Annotated in this window: 15 protein-coding genes and 2 pseudogenes; 2 read left to right on the plus strand and 15 right to left on the minus strand. The window is 40.9% G+C overall.

What is annotated here, in order from left to right:
• Positions 1–137, plus strand: a pseudogene (locus tag HT708_RS05565) (helix-turn-helix domain-containing protein); the annotation flags it as partial.
• A 125-nt stretch (positions 138–262) separates the two neighbouring features.
• Here HT708_RS05565 and HT708_RS05570 read toward each other — a convergent pair.
• The 10 genes and pseudogenes from HT708_RS05570 to HT708_RS05615 form a co-directional block, all read right to left on the minus strand.
• Positions 263–1,147, minus strand: coding sequence for a PucR family transcriptional regulator (locus HT708_RS05570; RefSeq protein WP_172926095.1), 885 nt, complete (start codon positions 1,145–1,147; stop codon positions 263–265).
• A 3-nt stretch (positions 1,148–1,150) separates the two neighbouring features.
• Complete coding sequence (locus HT708_RS05575) at positions 1,151–1,537, minus strand: Mini-ribonuclease 3 (protein ID WP_172926096.1); 387 nt, start codon at positions 1,535–1,537, stop codon at positions 1,151–1,153.
• On the minus strand, positions 1,530–2,873 hold the full coding sequence (gene cysS / locus HT708_RS05580) for a cysteine--tRNA ligase (protein WP_172926097.1): 1,344 nt from the start codon (positions 2,871–2,873) through the stop codon (positions 1,530–1,532). Before cysS ends, HT708_RS05575 begins: the two co-directional genes overlap by 8 nt.
• Positions 2,874–2,955: 82 nt before the next feature.
• Positions 2,956–3,840, minus strand: coding sequence for a GNAT family N-acetyltransferase (locus HT708_RS05585; protein ID WP_172926098.1), 885 nt, complete (start codon positions 3,838–3,840; stop codon positions 2,956–2,958).
• Between the two features lie 11 nt (positions 3,841–3,851).
• A complete protein-coding gene (cysE, locus tag HT708_RS05590; RefSeq protein ID WP_000540000.1) occupies positions 3,852–4,469 on the minus strand; it encodes a serine O-acetyltransferase in 618 nt (205 codons plus the stop codon).
• 15 nt (positions 4,470–4,484) lie between these two features.
• Positions 4,485–6,698, minus strand: a complete 2,214-nt coding sequence (pnp, locus tag HT708_RS05595) for a polyribonucleotide nucleotidyltransferase (RefSeq protein WP_172926099.1) — start codon at positions 6,696–6,698, stop codon at positions 4,485–4,487.
• An 837-nt stretch (positions 6,699–7,535) separates the two neighbouring features.
• Entirely contained in the window at positions 7,536–8,402 is an 867-nt protein-coding gene (gene metF / locus HT708_RS05600) for a methylenetetrahydrofolate reductase [NAD(P)H] (protein WP_000089978.1), read from the minus strand.
• A 63-nt stretch (positions 8,403–8,465) separates the two neighbouring features.
• Positions 8,466–10,715, minus strand: a complete 2,250-nt coding sequence (gene metE, locus HT708_RS05605; RefSeq protein ID WP_000108211.1) for a 5-methyltetrahydropteroyltriglutamate--homocysteine S-methyltransferase — start codon at positions 10,713–10,715, stop codon at positions 8,466–8,468.
• Positions 10,716–11,103: 388 nt separating this feature from the next.
• Positions 11,104–11,397, minus strand: coding sequence for a helix-turn-helix transcriptional regulator (locus HT708_RS05610; protein ID WP_000797748.1), 294 nt, complete (start codon positions 11,395–11,397; stop codon positions 11,104–11,106).
• A 58-nt stretch (positions 11,398–11,455) separates the two neighbouring features.
• Positions 11,456–11,944: pseudogene (locus HT708_RS05615) on the minus strand (IS30 family transposase); the annotation flags it as partial.
• A 155-nt stretch (positions 11,945–12,099) separates the two neighbouring features.
• Between HT708_RS05615 and HT708_RS05620 the strand changes: the two are divergent.
• On the plus strand, positions 12,100–13,101 hold the full coding sequence (locus HT708_RS05620; protein WP_000590359.1) for an endonuclease/exonuclease/phosphatase family protein: 1,002 nt from the start codon (positions 12,100–12,102) through the stop codon (positions 13,099–13,101).
• 67 nt (positions 13,102–13,168) lie between these two features.
• Here HT708_RS05620 and pheT read toward each other — a convergent pair whose 3' ends face one another.
• The 5 genes from pheT to HT708_RS05645 form a co-directional block, all read right to left on the minus strand.
• Positions 13,169–15,574 carry a phenylalanine--tRNA ligase subunit beta gene (pheT, locus tag HT708_RS05625; protein ID WP_172926100.1) on the minus strand — a complete coding sequence of 802 codons (2,406 nt, stop codon included), beginning with the start codon at positions 15,572–15,574 and terminating at the stop codon, positions 13,169–13,171.
• 76 nt (positions 15,575–15,650) lie between these two features.
• On the minus strand, positions 15,651–16,160 hold the full coding sequence (locus HT708_RS05630; protein ID WP_000619957.1) for an N-acetyltransferase: 510 nt from the start codon (positions 16,158–16,160) through the stop codon (positions 15,651–15,653).
• Positions 16,160–17,206: a phenylalanine--tRNA ligase subunit alpha gene (pheS, locus tag HT708_RS05635; RefSeq protein WP_001818763.1), complete on the minus strand. Its 1,047-nt coding sequence runs from the start codon at positions 17,204–17,206 to the stop codon at positions 16,160–16,162. The genes HT708_RS05630 and pheS overlap by 1 nt, the downstream gene beginning before the upstream one ends.
• Before the next feature lie 591 nt (positions 17,207–17,797).
• Positions 17,798–19,213, minus strand: a complete 1,416-nt coding sequence (locus HT708_RS05640) for a glycoside hydrolase family 1 protein (protein ID WP_172926101.1) — start codon at positions 19,211–19,213, stop codon at positions 17,798–17,800.
• Positions 19,214–19,225: 12 nt separating this feature from the next.
• Entirely contained in the window at positions 19,226–21,064 is a 1,839-nt protein-coding gene (locus HT708_RS05645; RefSeq protein ID WP_166731071.1) for a beta-glucoside-specific PTS transporter subunit IIABC, read from the minus strand.
• Positions 21,065–21,068: the final 4 nt, after the last annotated feature.

The raw sequence follows: 21,068 nt of genomic DNA on the forward strand, positions 1-21,068 counted from the left end.
CGAGCCTGTGTCGAACTCAATCTTTCTAAAAGACAAATCAATCGTCTGCTACTAGCCTATCAACAGAAAGGAAAAAAGCCTTCAGACACGGAAACAGAAATCGAAAACCAAAACATGCAATCCCTGATGAAAGCAAAATAATTGCCCTCAATCTCACCATTTTTTTGGGACATCATCACTTTCGATTGACAGCATCAATCCACTATAACTCTGCACATAAAAATGGAGAAGATGCAATCCTCTTCTCCAAATATTAACTTCTTTACAAACCAACTATAGTTGACAAAGAACCTAAAATCAATTGATAACACAGGGTCAGGTCGGTCAATTCCTTCAACTGTAGCCCTGTCAATTCTTCCCATTTATCAATTTTGTATTGGAGAGAATTGCGGTGCAGATAGAGTTGCTGGGCTGTTTTTGTTAGGACAGCACTATTTTCCCAAAGGGAGAGAATGATTTCCTGAATCTGATCTTGATCCAAAATCATCTGGTGTAGACATTCCTTGATTGGCTTCAAGTCCACGAGCCTTTCTCCCATACTCCAAAGATAGAGCTGTGAAAAAGTATGAACACCTTGGTGACCCTGACGCCACCAAGTCTTAAACAAATCTCTCTCTGCTTTAATCAAGTCTGATAGGGCTTGATGTCTTGCCTGAGACCAAACCTGGCCTAACATGATAGAGAGACGAAGTCCAAAGTCATACTCAACCGCTTCAATCGTATCAGATAAGATTGAACGTACAGAGGTGTACTTATCTTGTTGCAGCACGAAAACATAATCCTGAGCTCCGACCTGAAGCACCGTCTGACAATTCGGAAAAAGAGTCCGCATCATATCTAGCCAAGAAGCCAGATTTTCCTGCTGAAAATAGGAAAGATGGCAATACACCAACTGAATCTTTTTAAAAGTTTGCGGTGCCTGACCCTTCCCCTCAATCAGATAGGAATACCAAGGATTGAGCGAACGAGCCTGCTCCTGCTGGGTCAAAAGGGAAATCAACTGCTTTTCACGCTCACTGAGCCCAGCTTTCTCCAGCAAAATCCACTGCTGAGAAGCTAAAGGGAGAGTGAGATAGCCCTCTTTCTCTACTGGTTGGTCTGAAATCTGAGCCTCAGGAAACCAGTCTTGTAGTTCTTTTACCATCATGTCCTAGCCCTCCACTTTTTGGATGCACCACGAAATCAAGCTCTCAAGACGTTCTAGATTATCAGTCATATGGAGATAGCCCATGACCGCTTCAAAACCTGTGGACATGCGATAAGTCACCACATCAGCATTTTTGGCCTTGGTGTGGCTATTGGTATTTCGACCTCGCTTGTAGATCTCTTCTTCTTTTTCTGTTAAGACCTGCTCATCCAACATAAGAGAAATCAGGCGAGCCTGAGCCTTGGCTGAGACATACTTGGTCGCTTCTTGGTGAAGTTTATTGGGTTTGGTCATGCCTTTAAGAATGAGATGACGGCGAATATACATGGAATACACCGCATCTCCTTCAAAAGCTAGAGCAATCCCATTAATGAGATTGACATCAATCACGTGTCCACCTCACTCCATCTTTGGTGTCAAGGAGCTTAATTCCTTGAGTAGCCAATTGGTCACGGATCTGGTCCGCTGTCGCAAAGTCACGATTAGCACGCGCTTCTTGGCGTTTTTGAATCAAGTCTTCAATCTCTGCATCCAAAACTTCCTCGACAAAGACAATTCCAAAGACTTCCAACATATCCGCCAGAGCTTCCTTAACACTTGCATCATAGTTTCCTGAGTTAATCCATTTGGCCATTTCAAAGACTACAGTGATGCCGTTAGCAGCATTAAAATCTTCATCCATAGCTGCTACAAGCTTATCTTTAAAGGTTTGTAACACTTGGGCGTCCACATTTCCTGTAAATGGTTGCTCATAGGTGTTTTTCAAATACTTGAGATTAGTCTCTGCATCCCGCACTGCCTTTTCCGTAAAGTTGATAGGCTTACGGTAATGTTGTGTCGCAAAGAAGAAACGAAGCACTTGGCCATCAAGAGTTTTAAGGGCATCGTGTACGGTTATAAAGTTGCCCAAGGACTTAGACATCTTGACATTGTCGATATTGACAAAGCCATTGTGCATCCAGTAATTAGCAAAGGTCTTGCCTGTTTTTGCTTCTGACTGGGCAATCTCGTTAGTATGATGAGGAAACTCTAGATCAGCTCCACCACCGTGGATATCAATAGTATCGCCCAAAATCTCTGTCGACATGACTGAACACTCGATGTGCCAGCCCGGACGACCAGGTCCCCAAGGACTATCCCAAGAAATCTCGCCTAGCTTGGCAGCTTTCCAGAGGGCAAAGTCTACAGGATTTTCCTTACGTGCCGTTTCTTCATCGGTACGACCTGAAGCACCTAGCTCCAAATCTTCCAAGGTTTTATTTGCTAATTTAGCATAGTTATGAGATTTTTCCACACGGAAATAGACATCTCCTTGGCTCTCATAAGCAAAACCTTTTCCAATCAAGTCTTCCACAAAACGGATAATGTCAGCCATATACTCCACCACACGCGGATGGCGAGTCGCAGGTTTGACGCCCAAGGCCGTCACATCCTCACGAAAGGCAGCGATGTACTTGTCCGCAACCTCCTGAGGCGTGATGCCTTCTTCCTTGGCACGGTTGATAATCTTATCATCCACATCCGTAAAATTGGAAATATAGGCAACCTCATAACCACGATACTCAAAATAGCGACGAATGGTATCAAAAGTCACCGTTGAACGGGCATTCCCCACGTGGATATAGTTGTACACGGTTGGCCCACAAACATACATCTTGACCTTACCGTCCTCAATCGGGACAAATTCTCGCAAATCACGAGACATGGTGTCGTAGATTTTAATCATAAAATAATAGTCAGGAAAGCCAAAATCCGAGAACAGTTAGTTTCATCACTAAGAGTTCAATTGAATTTCAGTCCGAATCTCTCTACACTTCGGAATCCCTTGCTCCTTTCTCATTCAGATAAACCACCTGAGTCTGTTTGACAAAGCCAATTTTTTCATACAAATGTTTGGCACCTACATTGCTATCCTCTACTGCAATTTGGAACTCCTTATCATTTTGCTCAATCAGTTGGTTGACAAGGAATTTTGCTAAGTAGCTTCCATAGCCTTTCCCACGTTCAGGTTCAGATATTGCTAAACCGTAGAAGTAATTCGTATTAGTCGATAAATCTACCGTGCACGTTCCAATAACCTGACCGTCTTTTAACAAAATATATAAGCGACTTTCTGGATCCTTCAGAGCTTCAGCGACATATCTATCCACAACTTCTCTAGATTCATGTTCCTCTGAAAATGCCTGAAATTTTAACTGACTAATTTGCTCCTGAAACGAACTATCTGCTAACAAAACTTCAAAATTGGAAACAGTTGCTAACGGATAAGGTTTTCTATCCTTACCTAACCAAGTTTCTGTCTCTTCATCCTCGACCAATCCCCAGTTGCTGACAAAATCAGGATGGCGATCTAGAAAAACACGCTCTGTCTGAAAAGTAACTGAATGAATCGGAAAAGAAGCTGTTTCTCTCTCAAAACTAGTAAACAATGCACGCGCAATTCCCTGACGGCGATGATCTGGATGAACCAGTATCGTCACTTCCACATCTTGATCATCTGCATAAACAGTTAAGAGACCAACAAGTTCGCCTTTTTCATAATAAAGGAAAAAGGCGGGCATGTTTGGGTCAAAATTAAGCATGTTAGAGAGATAGGAATCACGATAGGTACCGTCATAGTTTTGGCAACAGTTAATTACTTTTTTCGCCTCAGATAACTCCTCTTGGCTTAACTTGTTTCTTGCTTGAATCATATAGGTATCCTCTACAAACCAGACGATCTATGACTGGCTTCTTTAGCCTGCTCGAGTTTATTAACATAATACTCTCGTTTTTCTTCGACTTCGTGAATGACAGGCTCATCCTTCTTACCATGAAGGCGGACAATCTTAGCCGGAATACCGACAACCGTCACATCACTAGGTACATCTGCCACGACAACTGCTGCTGCACCAACCTTGGCATTTTCACCGATTTCCACTGGTCCGATGACTTGGGCATGAGCCGATATGAGAGCTCCCTTTCGAACGGTCGGATGGCGTTTTCCAACATCCTTACCAGTTCCACCAAGAGTCACCCCGTGATAAAGAAGAACGCCTTTTTCAACGATCGCTGTTTCTCCAATCACCAAGCCTGAACCGTGGTCGATAAAGACACCTGAATCAATCTGGGCACCTGGATGAATCTCAATCTGAGTCCAAAAGCGCCAAAACTGACTGTGCATACGAGCTAAGAGTTTGAAGCCGTACTTCCAGAGAAAATGCGAGAGACGGTGGGCCGCCAAGGCCTTGACACCTGGATAAGTCAGCAAAACCTCCAAAGTGGTGCGGGCCGCTGGATCATTTTCTTTTACGATATCAATGGTTTCGCGCCACCACCCCATACATTTCTCCTTTTCTTACTCTGAATCTTTTGGTATTTCTGTAAATTCTTTCTTAGGTTTGTGATCCTTGTGATGACGTGGGCGGTGAGGGCGCTCAGACTTTTCACCTTTTTCATCATGCTCAGGTTTTGGCGGACGAGGTAGAAGAGCCTTCATAGAGGCATCGATACGGCCTTTTTCATCAATCTTGATAACCTTAACATCAACTTCATCCCCGATTTCTACCAAATCCTCTACACGATTGGTACGAGTCCAAGCCATCTCCGAGATATGAACAAGAGCATCTGTCTTATCAAAGAGGTTAACAAAGGCACCAAATTTCTCGATACGAACGACTTTAGCACGGTAAACTTCGTCCACCTTAGCTTCACGAACCAAACCAGCAATAATTTCTTTAGCACGATTGATGGCATCTTGGTCGCTAGAGTAGATAGATACGTTACCTTCTTCGTCGATGTCAATCTTAACGCCTGTTTCAGCGATAATCTTGTCGATGGTTTCTCCACCCTTACCGATGACAATCTTAATCTTGTCCACATCAATCTTGATGGTATCAATTTTCGGAGCAGTTGGAGCCAATTCTGGACGAACTTCTGGAATGGTTGCTTCAATGACATCAAGGATTTCAAAACGCGCTTTCTTGGCTTGAGCAAGGGCCTCAGTCAAGATTTCTGCAGTAATTCCTTGGATCTTAATATCCATTTGAAGGGCTGTAATCCCATCACGAGTACCTGCAACCTTGAAGTCCATATCTCCAAAGTGATCTTCCAAACCTTGGATATCGGTCAATACTGTGTAGTTATTTCCATCTGAGATAAGTCCCATAGCAATACCAGCTACTGGCGCCTTGATTGGCACACCACCAGCCATAAGGGCAAGAGTACCCGCACAGATAGAGGCTTGAGATGAAGAACCGTTTGATTCCAAGACTTCTGCTACTAGGCGGATAGCGTATGGGAATTCTTCCAAGCTTGGCAAGACTTGAGCAAGAGCACGTTCACCGAGAGCACCGTGACCGATTTCACGACGACCTGGCGCACCGTAACGACCTGTTTCCCCTACAGAATATTGAGGGAAGTTATAGTGGTGCATAAAGCGTTTCTTGTACTCTGGATCCAAACCATCAATGATTTGAGTTTCTCCCATCGGAGCCAAGGTCAAGACTGAAAGAGCCTGAGTTTGTCCACGAGTGAAGAGACCGGAGCCGTGCACACGAGGAAGGAAGTCAACAACCGCATCCAAAGGACGGATTTCATCGACCTTACGACCGTCAGGACGCACCTTGTCTTCTGTGATCAAACGGCGCACTTCAGCGTGTTCCATTTGTTCCAAGATTTCAACCACATCACGCATGATACGGTCAAATTCTTCGTGGTCTACATATTTTTCTTCATAAACAGCAGTTACTTGGTCTTTGACTGCTTGAGTCGCAGCTTCACGAGCCAATTTTTCTTCTACTTGAACCGCTTTTTGAAGATCACTGTTGTAGGCTGCGATAATCTCAGCCTGCAAGTCAGCGTCTACATGAAGCAATTCTACTTCTGCTTTTTCTTTACCGACTGCCGCAACGATTTCTTCTTGGAAGGCAATCAATTCTTTGACTGCTTCGTGCCCTTTAAGGAGAGCTTCCAACATGATTTCTTCTGACAATTCTTTAGCACCAGACTCTACCATGTTGATGGCGTGTTTGGTACCAGCTACTGTCAATTCAAGGAGCGATTGCTCTGCTTGTTCTTGCGTAGGGTTGATGATGATTTGGTCATCTACATAGCCCACTTGTACCCCAGCGATTGGGCCGTCAAATGGAATATCTGAAATAGACAGTGCCAAGGATGAACCAAACATAGCAGCCATTGGTGCAGATGCATTTTCATCATAAGAAAGCACGGTGTTAATCACTTGTACTTCATTACGGAAACCTTCCGCAAACATAGGACGAATTGGACGGTCAATCAAACGCGCTGTCAAGGTCGCATCCGTTGAAGGACGTCCTTCACGTTTCATAAAGCCACCAGGAAACTTCCCTGCTGCATACATTTTTTCTTCGTAGTTGACTTGAAGAGGGAAGAAATCCCCAGTTGCCATTTTCTTAGACATAACGGCCGCAGTCAAGACAGTTGACTCACCGTAACGCACGACAACAGAGCCATTTGCTTGCTTAGCAACCTGACCAGTCTCTACAATTAACTCACGACCCGCAAAAGTCGTTTGAAACACTTGTTTTGTCATTTTAATCCCCTTTGGATTGATGAAATTATACGCCTTGCCTACAAAAATCAAGATACTAAGCCGTTAAGCAACTCAAAGGAAAATAGGAAATCGAACGACGGAGCGAATGCTCCTAGGTAGATTTATCTTTTTCCACAGAGTTGTAGGCGTGTTCAATTCTCAAGATACCAAGGACGTCAAAAGCAAAGTAAAAATAGGAAACTGACGAAGTCTTCGATGAAGACAAGACAGTTTATCTTTTTTACACAGCTTTTCGGACGGGTTCAATTAGACAAGATACTTTGGACGGTTCGGCTTGCCGAACATTTCTGTAGAAAAATAGGAAGGTGACGCCGCACTCGATGAGTGCTAGGAAGCTTATCTTTTTTCCTAAGGAATGAGGCCAAAATTCAATTAAGTATCTTTTTGATATTTCCCTGGAATAGTGCGGACGGGAGCTAAAATTATCCAGTGGATGATTTTAGAAATCCAACGGAATTTCAATGGTAATTTTTAATTACTTCGCCTTTTTATTTCTATGCTCAGGCTAAAATAGTTTCCCGAACTATTTTACTCTCAAAAATCCTGCCTTAGATAATAATATTGTTATCATCTAAGATACCACGATAGCGTGAAATATCTTTTAAATACTCACTCCGTTCGTGTTTTTTGAGACACACATTATCAGATTTTGTTTAAAAAATAATCAACTTTAAACAAACCTCTACAACCTAAATACCCTCATCTTTGTATCAAGTACGTACAGAGTCTATTTTATCATATTTTTCTTAAAAAGTGCGGTCTTTACCATTAAAAAGGAACCATTCCCCTCACTTGAGAAGAATGGTTTGCTTTTTATTATCCTAGAGACTGATGATTAAACAAGGCATGGGTTGCTTGATGGATGTATTTTGCTGTTTCAGCATTGTTCATAGTGTAGAGATGCACACCTGCAACATCCTGAGTTACCAAGTCCACGATTTGGTCCACCGCATAGGCAAGTCCTGCTGCTCTGAGCGACTCAGGGTCATGCTCATACTTGTCTAAGATGGCTTTGAATTTACGTGGAAGATGGATATTCTCACAAGTCTTCAAGAGGCGGAGGGCCTGATTTCGATTCAGAATTGGCATAATCCCTGCATGAATAGGAACATCAATCCCAGCCAAGATACACTTGTCTTGGAAATCATAGAAGCGCTCATTGTCAAAGAAAAGCTGAGTCACAAGGCTCGAACAACCTGCATCCACTTTCTTCTTGAGATTTTGAATATCTAAAATCTGATTTGGCGAATCTGGGTGCCCTTCTGGATAGCAAGCACCAACAATATCAAAGTGAGGAGCTTGTTCCTTGATGAACTCAATTAAGTCAGTTGCATAGCGAAAATCCTTTTGCGGCTCCACATCTGGAATAATATCCCCACGAAGAGCCAAGATTTTCTGCACCCCAACCTTGTCCAAGTCCGCAATGGTTTCAGCCACCTTGTCCTTAGTCAAATAGATGGCTGGCAAGTGGGCAATGGTCGGAATCGCCAAGTCATTTTGGATAAAATCAGCCAAACGGACCGTCGTTTCCTTGATATTAAATTTATTATTGCTGGCAGTTACACTGATAAAATGGGGAGCCAACTCCTGCATATCCTGCAAGGCTGAAATAATGTTACCATTACCCACGGCTGGGTTTGGAGGGAACACTTCAAATGAGAGTGACGGTGTTTGGCGTGACATATGTAATAACCTTTTCTAGTTGATTTCTTTTTGAACAACCATTGTATGGAGAGAAATCTAATCTTACAATTTCTCACGCGCAGCTTTCGCTGCTTCAACAAGGCGGATCAAGCTTTCTTTTGTTTCTGGAATACCACGTGTTTTCAAACCACAGTCTGGGTTGATCCAAACTTTCTTGCTTGGCACTTTAGCAAGGATAGCTTCGATTGTATTGTCGATTTCGCCTTCATTTGGCACACGAGGTGAGTGGATATCGTAAACCCCAGGTCCCACTTCTGTTTGGAAGTTTTTCGCTTTGAGTTCGTCCAAGATTTCAAGGTTTGAACGGCTAGCTTCAAATGAGATAACGTCTGCATCCATGTTGTCGATAGCTGGGATGATATCTGTAAATTCTGAGTAACACATGTGAGTGTGGATTTGTGTATCTGACGCTACTGTTGAGTGTACCAAGCGGAAGGCAGGAATTGCCCAGTCAAGGTAGTCTTCGTACCAGTCGCTACGACGGAGTGGCAATTTCTCACGAAGAGCAGCCTCGTCGATTTGGATGATCTTCACGCCAGCAGCTTCAAGGTCAAGAACTTCATCCTTGATAGCAAGAGCGATTTGAAGAGTAGAATCCTTGATAGAGATGTCTTCACGTGGGAATGACCAGTTGAGGATGGTAACAGGTCCAGTCAACATACCTTTAACAGGTTTGTTTGTACGGCTTTGTGCATAGCTAGACCATTTAACAGTGATAGGGTTAAGACGAGTGACATCACCCCAGATGATTGGTGGTTTCACCCCACGCATACCGTATGATTGTACCCAACCATTTTTAGAGAAGAGGTAACCTGACAAGTTTTGACCGAAGTACTCAACCATGTCATTACGCTCAAATTCACCGTGAACAAGGACATCAAAGTCGATATCTTCTTGCCATTTGATCCATTCATCGATCGTTTCAGCAAGGAAAGCGTCGTACTCTTCTTGAGACAATTCACCTTTACGGTAAGCCAAACGTTTGGCACGAACTTCTTTTGTTTGAGGGAATGAACCAATCGTTGTTGTTGGAAGAGCTGGAAGTTTGAAAGCTTCTTCTTGGATAGCTTCACGTTCTGCAAAGGCTGGCAAACGAGTGTAGTCTGTGTCTGTCAAGCCAGCGATACGCGCACGAAGTTCAGCATTTTCACCAACACGCTCAGTCGCAAAGAGTTCTTTGTTGGCTGCAAGAGCTTCTGAACCTTGACCATTGCGGATAGCATCCAAGTCACGGATTTCATCCAATTTTTCAACTGCAAAGGCAAAGTGGTTCAAGATAGCTGGTTCAAATTCTTCGTTAGCTGTTGTAAATGGCACATGAAGAAGTGAGCATGAGCTTGTCAAAACGATGTTTTCAGCTGGGATTTGCTCAAGAACAGCCAAGCTCTTTTCGTAGTTGTTGCGCCAGATGTTTTTACCATTGACAATACCTGCATAGAGAGTCTTGTCAGCTGGGAAGCCACCTTTAACGAGTTCAAGAGTTTTCTTACCTTCAACAAAGTCAAGACCGATAGCATCTACTGGCAAGTTTACAAGGTCAGCGTATACGTCACGAACATCACCGAAATAAGTTTGAAGCAAGACTTCAAGACCTTTTTTGTCAGCCAAGAGTTTGTTGTAAAGGTTCAAGAAGAGAGCTTTTTCTTCAGCTGTCAAGTCTTTTACAAGAGCCGCTTCATCCAATTGGATGCGAGTTGCACCAAGTTCAGCCAATTTAGCAAAAACTTCTTGGTAAGTAGCCACTAAGCTATCTACGAAGTCGTCTGCTTTCACGCCTTCTTCAAAGTCTGACAATTGAAGGAAAGTGAAGGGACCTACAAGAACAGGACGAGTGTTGAGACCAAGTTCTTTGGCTTCTTGGAACTCATCAAAAATCTTGTGACCTGCAAGTTTGACTTGAGTGTCTTTTTCAAATTTAGGAACGATGTAGTGGTAGTTAGTGTTAAACCATTTCTTCATTGGGAGGGCGCGAACGTCCCCTTTTTCTCCTTGGTAACCACGTCCCAAAGCGAAGTAGCGCTCAAGGTCAGACAAGTCCAAGTTTTGAACTGAAGCAGGTACCACGTTGAAAAGGAAAGCTGCATCTAGGAAGTTATCATAGTGAGAAAAGTCATTTGATGGAATCTCAGTGATGCCTTTTTCTTTGACAATGTTCCAGTGTTTAGCACGTAAGTCTTTTGCTGCTGCTAAAAGTTCTTCCTCTGAGATTTCTTTTCTAAAGTATTTTTCAGTTGTAAATTTTAATTCGCGGAATTCACCCAAACGAGGGAAACCGATGATTGTAGTTGACATGATGTGTCCTCCAAAATTTGTTGTTGAAACTATCTTAACAGAAAAGAAATCATCTGTATAATTGTAAAAAATTAGGCTTTGATATAGTTTGAAACTATATATCTGTTTTAAACAAAAGAAAAAGACCTGAGACAAATGCCTCAAATCCTTTGTATAGCGTGTTTTATAGCTTTATTTCAGTTATGCTCTTCAAACGCTTTATTAGTAATTCTTATAAGTGACTATGGCTTGTTATTAGAAAAGACTATAATACTCTTCGAAAATCTCTTCAAACCGCGTCAACGTCGCCTTGCCTTAGACATATGGTTACTGACTTCGTNNTTTGAGCAACCTGCGGCTAGTTTCCTAGTTTGCTCTTTGATTTTCATTGAGTATGAGTCTACTCTAATCAACTCTTTTCCTGTTCGAGTGGGACGACTGCTAGTGTCTTTCCCAAACTGGCTAGGACTTTTAAGACTGTGTCCAACTGAGGACTAGTCTTGCCTGTTTCCATCCTAGCTATGACAGGCTGGCTTACTCCACTAAGTTCTTCTAGCTTTTTCTGACTGATTCCTTGCTCATGCCTGGCTTCAATCAGCTCACTCATGATAGCCACTCGCATATCACTTTCAAGGATTTCCTCCTTGGTAAAGAGTTGAGACCGGACATCCTTCCAATTACTCCCAATAGCACTATTCTTCATCTCTTAACCCTCTTTCTTTTACGTCTATGTATTTTTTGAAAAAATGAGCGAATTATAATTCGATAGATTGACCAGCGGGTTTAAAATTGGTGCTAGCTTGTTTCTTAAGCGCTTTTCCTTTTCTAGGATAGAGCAGATCCTGTTTTGACAATCCTAATTTTCCATGATGGATCCAGTAGTAGATGGTAGAAATTCCCACGTTAACGCCCTTAGCCTTGACCATCATTTCAGGCGAAAATTTTTGGTTATGATAGTGGAGAATCTTTTCCTTCAGCTCCTTGTTCAATCTTGATTTCTTGACCGAGCGCTTGCGATTATTTTCATAAGACTGTTGAGCATAGTCGGCAGAATAAACCTCTTTAAAGCGTCCTTTTCCAAGACATTGTCGGACTGTCCCACGCTTGATTTCATTGTGAATGGTTTGAGGAGCTTTTCCAAGTAAAGAGGCGATTTCTCTATTTGATTTCCCTTCTTTTTTCCATCGTTCGATTAAGCGACGGCTATCGATTGTCAAATGTTTGGCTTTTGTAGTATAATGGTTTTGCATCTCTGTGCCTTTTAATCATTTCAATCTTAAATTGGACTTTTTTTACTTGGGTTGTACTTAATCTATAAGGAAGACAATAAAAAGAATATCAATCGAGTAAAGTCACAAAGTCACATTAGCTCCGAGCAACCATTGCAAATCGAGGTACTCATACAATGATTAAAATATTTCTCTCTGCCTTTTCTGTCATTCTCTTTGCTATCCCTATCATAGCTTATTCTTTTTTTCCATCTTCTAATCTTAATATTTGGCTATCTACCAGACCTATCTTGGCACAGATTTATGCCTTCCCCTTAGCTACTGCAACTATGGTTTCTATTTTAAGTTTCGTATTTTTTTCCCTATCTTTTTACAAGAAAAATAAACAAATACGGTTTTATTCTAGCATCTTGCTCTTACTATCGTTCATATTACTATTATTCGGAACAGATAAAACCCTTTCTTCCGTATCAAATAAGACTAAAACCTTAAAATTAGTAACTTGGAACGTCGCTAATCAAATAGAAGCACAACATATTGAGCGAATTTTTAGCCATTTTGATGCCGATATGGCTATATTCCCTGAACTAGCTACCAATATCAGAGGTAAGCAAGAAAACCAGAGAATCAAACTATTGTTTCATCAAGTTGGACTTTCTATGGCCAACTATGATATTTTTACTTCTCCACCTACTGACAGTGGAATAGCTCCTGTGACTGTGATTGTCAAGAAAAGTTACGATTTCTATACAAAAGCTGAAACTTTTCATACAACACGGTTCGGGACAATTGTATTACATTCGAGAAAACAAGATATACCAGATATCATTGCTTTGCATACTGCTCCTCCTCTGCCAGGTTTAATGGAAATCTGGAAGCAAGACTTAAACATCATTCATAATCAATTGGCTTCAAAATATCCAAAGGCTATTATTGCAGGTGATTTTAATGCAACTATGCGTCATGGAGCACTTGCAAAAATAAGCTCTCATAGGGACGCATTAAATGCACTGCCACCTTTTGAAAGAGGAACTTGGAATAGCCAAAGTCCAAAACTTTTTAATGCAACGATAGATCATATTTTATTGCCTAAAAACCACTACTATGTTAAAGATTTAGACATTGTAAGTTTTCAAAACTCTGATCATAGATGTATTTTTACAGAAATCACATTTTAATTATTTTATATAAAATCACCCCTCTAGTGTTCATAAACTAGAGGGGGAATTTATATCCTACTATCGTTTAACGCACTTCTGCATTCACTTTTTCTTCGAGCGACGCTTGGATTTTTTCCATATATCGTGCGACTTCTTCGTCCGTTAAGCTATCTTCTGGATTTTGGAAGGTCAAGCTATAAGCCATGGACTTCATACCAAGTCCCAATTTCTCACCTGAGAAGACGTCAAAGAGTTTGATATCTGTCAAACGTTTCACGCCGGCAGCTTGGATAGCATCTACAACTTCTTGGTGAGTTACTTCTGCCTTGAGGAGAAGGGCAACGTCACGGCTGACTGCTGGGAATTTCGTGATTTCCACAAATGGAACAGCAGGTTGGAGCGCCCCTTCGATGGCTGAAAGGTTAAGCTCAGCTACATACGTTTCTGGAATATCGTAAGCCTTGGCAGTGACTGGATGCACTTGGCCAAGGAAACCAAGAACTTGGTCACCGAGTGAAATCACGGCTGTACGACCTGGATGAAGGCTAGCGATTTCAGATGTTGCTATATAGGTTACTTGGAGTCCCAAACGAGTAAATAGGGCTTCAAGGATTCCCTTAGCATAGAAGAAATCAACTGGAACTGCTGCTGTTTGGAAATCTTTTTCAGCAACTAAGCCTGTCAAGGCAAAAGCAAAGCTGTTGATCTCATTTGGAAGTTCTTCTTTTGGATTGCCTATCTGTTCAAAGACTTTTCCAATCTCGTAAAGAGCCAAGTTTTTGTTCTTACGAGCCACGTTGTAAGCAACTGTATCTAGGATACCAGAAATCATATTTTGACGGAGGACAGAACGGTCCACTGTCATTGGCCACATGAGTTCAGTAAGGTTACTTGGTTGAGCCGTAAACTCAACTGCTTTTTCAGGAATTGTTAGAGCATAGGTGATGATTTCTGTCAAACCTGCTCCTTCAGCAATGGTACGAACTTGACGGCGAAGTTTTTGAGTTGCAGTCAATTCACCAGCTGTACCATCGTCTTTTGGAAGGCTGGTTGGCAAGCGATCATAGCCATAGATACGAGCGATTTCTTCAAAGAGGTCTGCCTCGATAGTGATATCCCAGCGACGACGTGGGACGCTGACTGTAAAGCTGTCTGCATTTCCAGAAAGACCAAAGCCAAGACGACGGAAGACATCTTCTACATCAGCGTATGAAAGCTCAGTTCCGAGGACACGGTTGACGTCAGCAAGGGTAGAAGAAACTTCCACATCAGAGGTATCAAGTTCACCCGCTGAAACGATACCTTTACGCACCGTCGCACCTGCAAGTTCTGCAATCATGCTAGCCGCCGCATCAAGGGCTTCGTTAACAGTTGCCACATTGATACCTTTTTCAAAGCGAGAAGATGACTCAGAACGAAGGTTAAGACGACCACTAGTCTTGCGGATAGATTTTCCGTTGAAGACTGCAGCTTCAAGGACGACACGACTAGATTTCTCAGAAATTTCTGTTGCTTGACCGCCCATGACACCTGCAAGGGCTACTGGTTTGTCTGCGACAGTGATAACTAAGTCATTCACCTCTAAGTCACGTTCTTCACCATCTAAAGTCACTAATTTTTCACCAGCACGCGCTTCACGCACACGGATGTCAGTCCCTTCAAAGGTATCCAAGTCAAAGGCATGCATAGGTTGACCAAAGTAGAGCAGGATGTAGTTTGTCACGTCCACTACGTTGTTAATAGGACGGATTCCTTCGTTCATGAGAAGGTTTTGCAACCATTGTGGACTTGGTGCAATCGTCACATTATCCAAGATACGAGCTGCATAGTAAGGCGCCTTGTCTGTATCAATGCCCACAGAAAGAACATCTGCTGCAGCTTGGTCAGTTTCTGAAAGAGTAAATTCTTTAAAGTTGACTGCCTTGTCATAGATAGCTGCCACTTCGTGAGCCACTCCACGCATAGAAAGGGCATCTGCACGGTTTGGTGTGATAGACAGTTCGATGATTTCATCATCCAAGTCTAGGTATGAGAAGACTTCCTCACCTGGAACGGCATTTTCTGGCAAAATTTGGATGCCATCTGCGAATTCCTTAGGCACAACTGAGTCAGAAATTCCCAATTCGCCAAGCGAACAGATCATTCCAAGTGACTCTAAACCACGGATTTTTCCTTTTTTGATTTTGTAGTTGTCAGCGATGCGAGCTCCTGGAAGAGCCACCATAACCTTGATACCAGCACGCACATTTGGGGCACCACAGACGATTTGACGGGCTTCTTCTTCGCCAACGTTAACCTGACAAACATGAAGGTGAGTTTCTGGCACATCTTCGCAGGACAAGACCTCACCGACGACAATTTTTGAGAGACCAGCAGCCGGTGATTCGACACCTTCTACCTCGATCCCTGTGGTTGACATTTTTTCAGCCAACTCCTGTGATGGCACATCAATGTCCACCAATTCTTTTAACCATTTATAAGATACAAGCATAATTTAGTTCTCCAGAATGACCATTGCCACACTGGTTCTTTTCCTTTCCTATCATTTCAATAGAAGAATCCTCTTCTTACCTTAATTTCTTTCGCAGTAACCAATCCGTATCTACTTTTTGACCAACCATAAAATGATGTTGGCTAAATTTTTCAAAACCATATCGATTATAAAACGCTTGAGCTTTTGTATTATGCTCCCAAACACCTAACCAAGCCCAAGAAAAACTATTTTTTGTAGCAAGTTCAAGAGCAAATTCAAACAGTTGCTTACCGAATCCAAATCCTTGGAATTTTTGTAGCACATAGAGGCGTTGAATTTCAAAAGCGTCCTCTAATTCTCTCTCAGTTTGAGCACTTCCCCAGTTGACTTTGAGAAAACCAGCTATCTCCTCTTCATGCATAATGAAATAGGTTTCGGAGTCAGGATTTTCCAACTCAGTTGATAAAACTCTCAGACTATAAGCCTCTTCAAAGTATTCCTGTAACTGCTCTTCCGTATTATCATGAGCAAATGTTTCACGAAAGGTTTGTTTGGCAATTTTAGCCAACACCTCAACATCTACCATTTCTACTTTTCTAATCATTATTTAAACTGTTCTGAGAAGCGGACATCTCCTTGGTAGAATCCACGGATATCGTTGATTCCATAACGGAGCATAGCTACACGCTCTTGTCCAAGACCAAAGGCAAAGCCAGAGTATACAGTCGCATCGATACCACTCATTTCAAGGACACGTGGGTGAACCATACCGGCCCCCATAATTTCGATCCAACCTGTTTTCTTACATACGTTACAGCCTTCTCCACCACATTTGAAGCAAGAAACATCCACCTCAACAGATGGCTCTGTGAATGGAAAGTAAGATGGACGCAAACGAATTTGACGCTCTTCACCAAACATTTTTTGGACAATCAACTGAAGGGTTCCTTGAAGGTCTGCCATAGAGATATTTTTCCCAACAACCAAGCCTTCAATTTGGTGGAATTGATGACTGTGGGTCGCATCGTCCGTATCGCGACGGAAGACACGCCCTGGCGAGATCATCTTCAAAGGACCTTTAGAAAAATCATGGGCATCCATAGCACGCGCCTGAACTGGAGACGTGTGGGTACGGAGCAAGATTTCTTCAGTGATATAGAAAGTATCCTGCATATCACGAGCTGGGTGGTCTTTTGGAAGGTTCATACGTTCAAAGTTATAGTAGTCTTGCTCCACTTCAAAACCATCCACGACTTGATAACCCATACCGATGAAGATATCTTCGATTTCTTCACTGGTTTGTGTCAAAACGTGACGGTGACCAGTCGCAACTGGACGACCTGGAAGCGTCACATCGATACTCTCGCTAGCCAGTTGAGCCGCGACTTTCTTTTCTTCCAAGAGCTTAGCTGTTTCTTCAAAAGCAGCTGTCAAGACATCACGAGCTTCATTGACGTGTTTCCCAATGATTGGACGCATCTCAGCAGAAACATCTTTCATCCCTTTGAGGATTTCAGTGAGCGAACCCTTTTTACCAAGGACAGAGACACGCAAATCTTGCATCTCTTTTTCATTTCCAGCAGTAATCTGCTTCAAGCTAGCCAGCGTTTCTTCGCGAAGCGCTTTTAATTGTTCTTCAATAGTTGACATATTTCCTCCATCAGTCTCTCGTAGATAAAAAGAAAACCACATGCCAAAAACTCCACTCGGAGCGTTGACACGCGGTACCATCCGTTTTCATCTGACAAGTCAGACCTTCATTTCTAAATCCATGCGCAAGTGAATTCACCCAGCTTTCATATAGAGAGCTTGCAGTCACGGCTCTCCTCCCTGATATACTTCCCTTGGGCTACTAGTCTTTCAGATTCCTATTCAATTACTACTTAGTTTATCAGATTTTTACCATTCTTGCAAGACCTATCTTACTTCTGCTTGTTAGCTTATTCTTATCTAACTTTATAGCGGATTGAAATAAGATGAAAACAAATCGATTGGGAAAGTAAAATTAATTTCTATAAACGTTTTAGCAATTGTTTCGTACTATTTTAGATTCAGTCTACTATATATAACCAATCTATCCTAAGTTAACTATTTATAATCGGCTCTCTGTAACAAAATTAAATTAATTAATCCCCCTATAAAATAAAGAGGTTTAGAATTTGATGTCTTCCAAACCTCTTTATTTCATATTCAATGAGATGTTGCCTTAACCGTGATAATATCTAATCATCAATAAACAAACTATTTAAATAAGGATTCTCCATTTGATTCAATCACTCCTTTATACCAAGTAAAGGACATTTTCTTATATCGATTGAATGTGCCATTTCCATCATCATTTCGATCAACATAAATGAGACCGTACCTCTTAGAAAGCTGTGCAGTGGACATAGAAACGCAGTCAATACATCCCCAAGACGTATAGCCCATAATTTCCACACCATCTTGTAGAGCTTCAGCTACTTGCAATAAATGTTCTTTCATATACTGAATTCTATAATCATCTTGGACTGTTAAGTTATTAAATTCATCTTTTATTAGTTGATCTTTAGCACCTAATCCGTTTTCCACTATAAATAATGGAATTTGATAACGGTCATAATATCTATTTAAAATTATACGTAGTCCAATTGGATCAATTTGCCATCCCCACTCTGAAGACTCTAAATAAGGATTTACTAAACCACCAATAATATTCCCTTCTCCTGAATTATACTGTGTTGGAAGAGCAGATTGAGTCACACTCATGTAATAGCTAAAGGATAAAAAATCTACAGTATAATTTTTTAATAACTCTGCATCTTCAGCTGCAAACTCTATGTTAATGTCATGTTCCTTAAAATATCTTTTTGCATAATTCGGATAATAACCTCTAACATGCACATCTGAAAATAGATAATTTAGATTCTCATACTCATGAGTCACCCATACATCTTTTGGATTTGGAGTCATTGGATAAGCTGGCATAGCTAATACCATACACCCCACCTTAAACTCTGAATGAATCTCACGAGCAATTTTTGTAACCAAACTCGAGGCGACTAATTCATGATGTATAGCTTGATATAATTCTTGTTTCGAAAGATTCTCCTTAGGTATATCTATTCCTCCACTAGTAAACGGTAATTCCAAAACAGAGTTTACTTCGTTAAATGTAAGCCAATATTTAACTTTATCTTTATACCTTTCTAAAACTGTTCGAGCAAATTTTTCATAAAAATGAATCATTCTCCTATCAACCCATCCATGATATTTTCTTGCTAAATATAATGGAGTCTCATAGTGTGAAAGAGTTACAAGTGGCTCTATCCCGTGAGCATGTAGTTCATCAAACAATTCATCATAATATTTCAAACCAGCTTCGTTAGGTTCTTCTTCATCTCCTTTTGGAAAAATTCTACTCCATGCAATAGAAGTACGAAAAACATTAAAGCCCATTTCAGAAAACAAGGATATATCTTCCTTATATTTATGATAAAAATCAATACCTAACAGTTTTAAGTTATCTTCTGTAGGATTTTCTGTTGCTTCTCCTAATCCACCTTTGGGTAACACATCCTGAACTGATAAGCCCTTACCATCTTCATTATATGCTCCCTCTACTTGATTAGCTGCAACCGCTCCACCCCAAAGAAAATCATCTGGAAAAATGGTCATAACTTTCCTCCATTATAATATTACCAGTAATTCCTTAGAATGCTCGATTGTCTGATTATTAGGTAATACTAATACATCTAGAAAATCATTGGTATTCGTTACAATCACTGGTGTAACTGTTTCGTAGCCTTTAGTCTTGATTAAATTTAAGTCCATTTCAAAAATCAACTGATTTTTAAAAACTCTATCTCCTTCTTCTACATGACTAATAAAGCCTTGACCTTTTAACTCAACAGTATCTAATCCAATATGAATTAGCAACTCAACACCTTCATCACTCTTCAATCCAATTGCGTGCTTAGTCGGAAAAATATTTGTAATTTCCCCATCGAATGGTGCATAAACCTTACCCTCATTTGGGATAATCGCTACTCCGTCTCCAATAAGTTTATCTGAAAATGTTTTATCCTGGACATCACTTAACGGAATGATTTCTCCTGATATAGGAGAAAATACCATTTTTTTATTTGAAACTCTAGCCTCAACTTCTAAATGGCTAGAACTCTCTTCTTCATCGATTCCAAATATATAAGCCAAGACAAAGGTAATAACAACCGAAATGACCACCACAATTAAAGCATTTACAATATTTGATGGTACATCAGAATAAATAAATTGAGGCAACGCTATCAAAGATGGGACAGCAAATAGATAGGCTTTAACACTCGTAAGACCTGCAAATAATCCCGCTAATCCACCACCAATCATAGCTGCATAAAGTGGTTTTTTATATTTTAAAGTTACACCATATAATGCAGGTTCGGTAATTCCTGCAAGTAAGGCTGAGAAACCTGCTGCAAAAGCAATTTGTTTTGTATTATTATTTTTACTCTTTAATGCAACAGCCATCGAAGCAGCCCCTTGAGCTAAGTTTGACCCTAACATTGCTGGAAGAATTAATACGTCTGGAGTAGCAATAGAGGCCGCCAAAAAAATAGGTGCAAAAGCCCAATGCATTCCAGTCATAACAATAAATGGCATAATAGCACCAAGAATAGCTAATGTAAGCCATCCAGCTACACCATACATTTGCCCAACTAGATTTGATAATCCTTGACCAACAATTACTCCAATAGGTCCGACTACAACTAAGGCAATAAAGCTTGATACTAGTAATACTAGCGTAGGTTGCAAAAAACTCTTAGTAACAGCTGGTGTTAATTTAGCAATCATTTTTTCAATATATTTCATCAACCAAACCATAATAAGAATTGGAATGACTGATGAACCATAACTAGCTGGTGTCACAGGTGCACCAAATAAACTAAGAGGATTCCCTGATTGCACCATTTGAACAAAATTTGGATGGAGAAGTACACCTGCTACAGACATAGCTAATGTAGATGTTACTTTTAATTTTTGTGATGCAGAATAAGCTAATAACAGCGGTAAGAAATAATATGGAGCATCCCCAAAAAATGTCAAAAAAGCAATAGTTTGAGAATCTGATTGCAATATACCAAGCATTGGTAAAATGATTACCAAGACTTTCAACATACCTCCCCCTAACATTGCTGGAATGATTGGAGTCATGGAACCAGCGATATATTCAATGATTCTTTCTAAAATATTCCCTTTGTGCCCTTGATCAACTGAATCTGTTTCAAAATTGCCAAGTTTAATGAATTCTTTATAATAATTGGCTACATCATTACCAAGTATAATTTGATATTGCCCATTCTTTTTCATAATACCTATTACACCTGGTATCTTCTTCACATCATCATCATTGACTAAATTTTCATCTTTTAATTCTAATCTTAAACGTGTTACACAATGGGTAACTCTATTGACATTTTTTTCGCCTCCAATTACATCGAGGATTTTTTGTACTGTATCTTTATAACTCATGGTA

Source organism: Streptococcus sp. 3613 (genome assembly GCF_013277375.1).
Lineage (GTDB): Bacteria > Bacillota > Bacilli > Lactobacillales > Streptococcaceae > Streptococcus > Streptococcus pseudopneumoniae.

Coding starts and splice junctions, on each gene's coding strand:
- HT708_RS05570 (WP_172926095.1), bottom strand. CDS start 1,147: ATGATGGTAAAAGAACTACAAGACTGGTTTCCTGAGGCTCAGATTTCA.
- cysS (WP_172926097.1), bottom strand. CDS start 2,873: ATGATTAAAATCTACGACACCATGTCTCGTGATTTGCGAGAATTTGTC.
- HT708_RS05585 (WP_172926098.1), bottom strand. CDS start 3,840: ATGATTCAAGCAAGAAACAAGTTAAGCCAAGAGGAGTTATCTGAGGCG.
- cysE (WP_000540000.1), bottom strand. CDS start 4,469: ATGGGGTGGTGGCGCGAAACCATTGATATCGTAAAAGAAAATGATCCA.
- pnp (WP_172926099.1), bottom strand. CDS start 6,698: ATGACAAAACAAGTGTTTCAAACGACTTTTGCGGGTCGTGAGTTAATT.
- metF (WP_000089978.1), bottom strand. CDS start 8,402: ATGTCACGCCAAACACCGTCACTCTCATTTGAAGTGTTCCCTCCAAAC.
- metE (WP_000108211.1), bottom strand. CDS start 10,715: ATGTCAACTACAATCATCGGTTTCCCTCGTTTGGGTGAATTCCGCGAA.
- HT708_RS05610 (WP_000797748.1), bottom strand. CDS start 11,397: ATGAAGAATAGTGCTATTGGGAGTAATTGGAAGGATGTCCGGTCTCAA.
- HT708_RS05620 (WP_000590359.1), top strand. CDS start 12,100: ATGATTAAAATATTTCTCTCTGCCTTTTCTGTCATTCTCTTTGCTATC.
- pheT (WP_172926100.1), bottom strand. CDS start 15,574: ATGCTTGTATCTTATAAATGGTTAAAAGAATTGGTGGACATTGATGTG.
- HT708_RS05630 (WP_000619957.1), bottom strand. CDS start 16,160: ATGATTAGAAAAGTAGAAATGGTAGATGTTGAGGTGTTGGCTAAAATT.
- pheS (WP_001818763.1), bottom strand. CDS start 17,206: ATGTCAACTATTGAAGAACAATTAAAAGCGCTTCGCGAAGAAACGCTG.
- HT708_RS05640 (WP_172926101.1), bottom strand. CDS start 19,213: ATGACCATTTTTCCAGATGATTTTCTTTGGGGTGGAGCGGTTGCAGCT.
- HT708_RS05645 (WP_166731071.1), bottom strand. CDS start 21,064: ATGAGTTATAAAGATACAGTACAAAAAATCCTCGATGTAATTGGAGGC.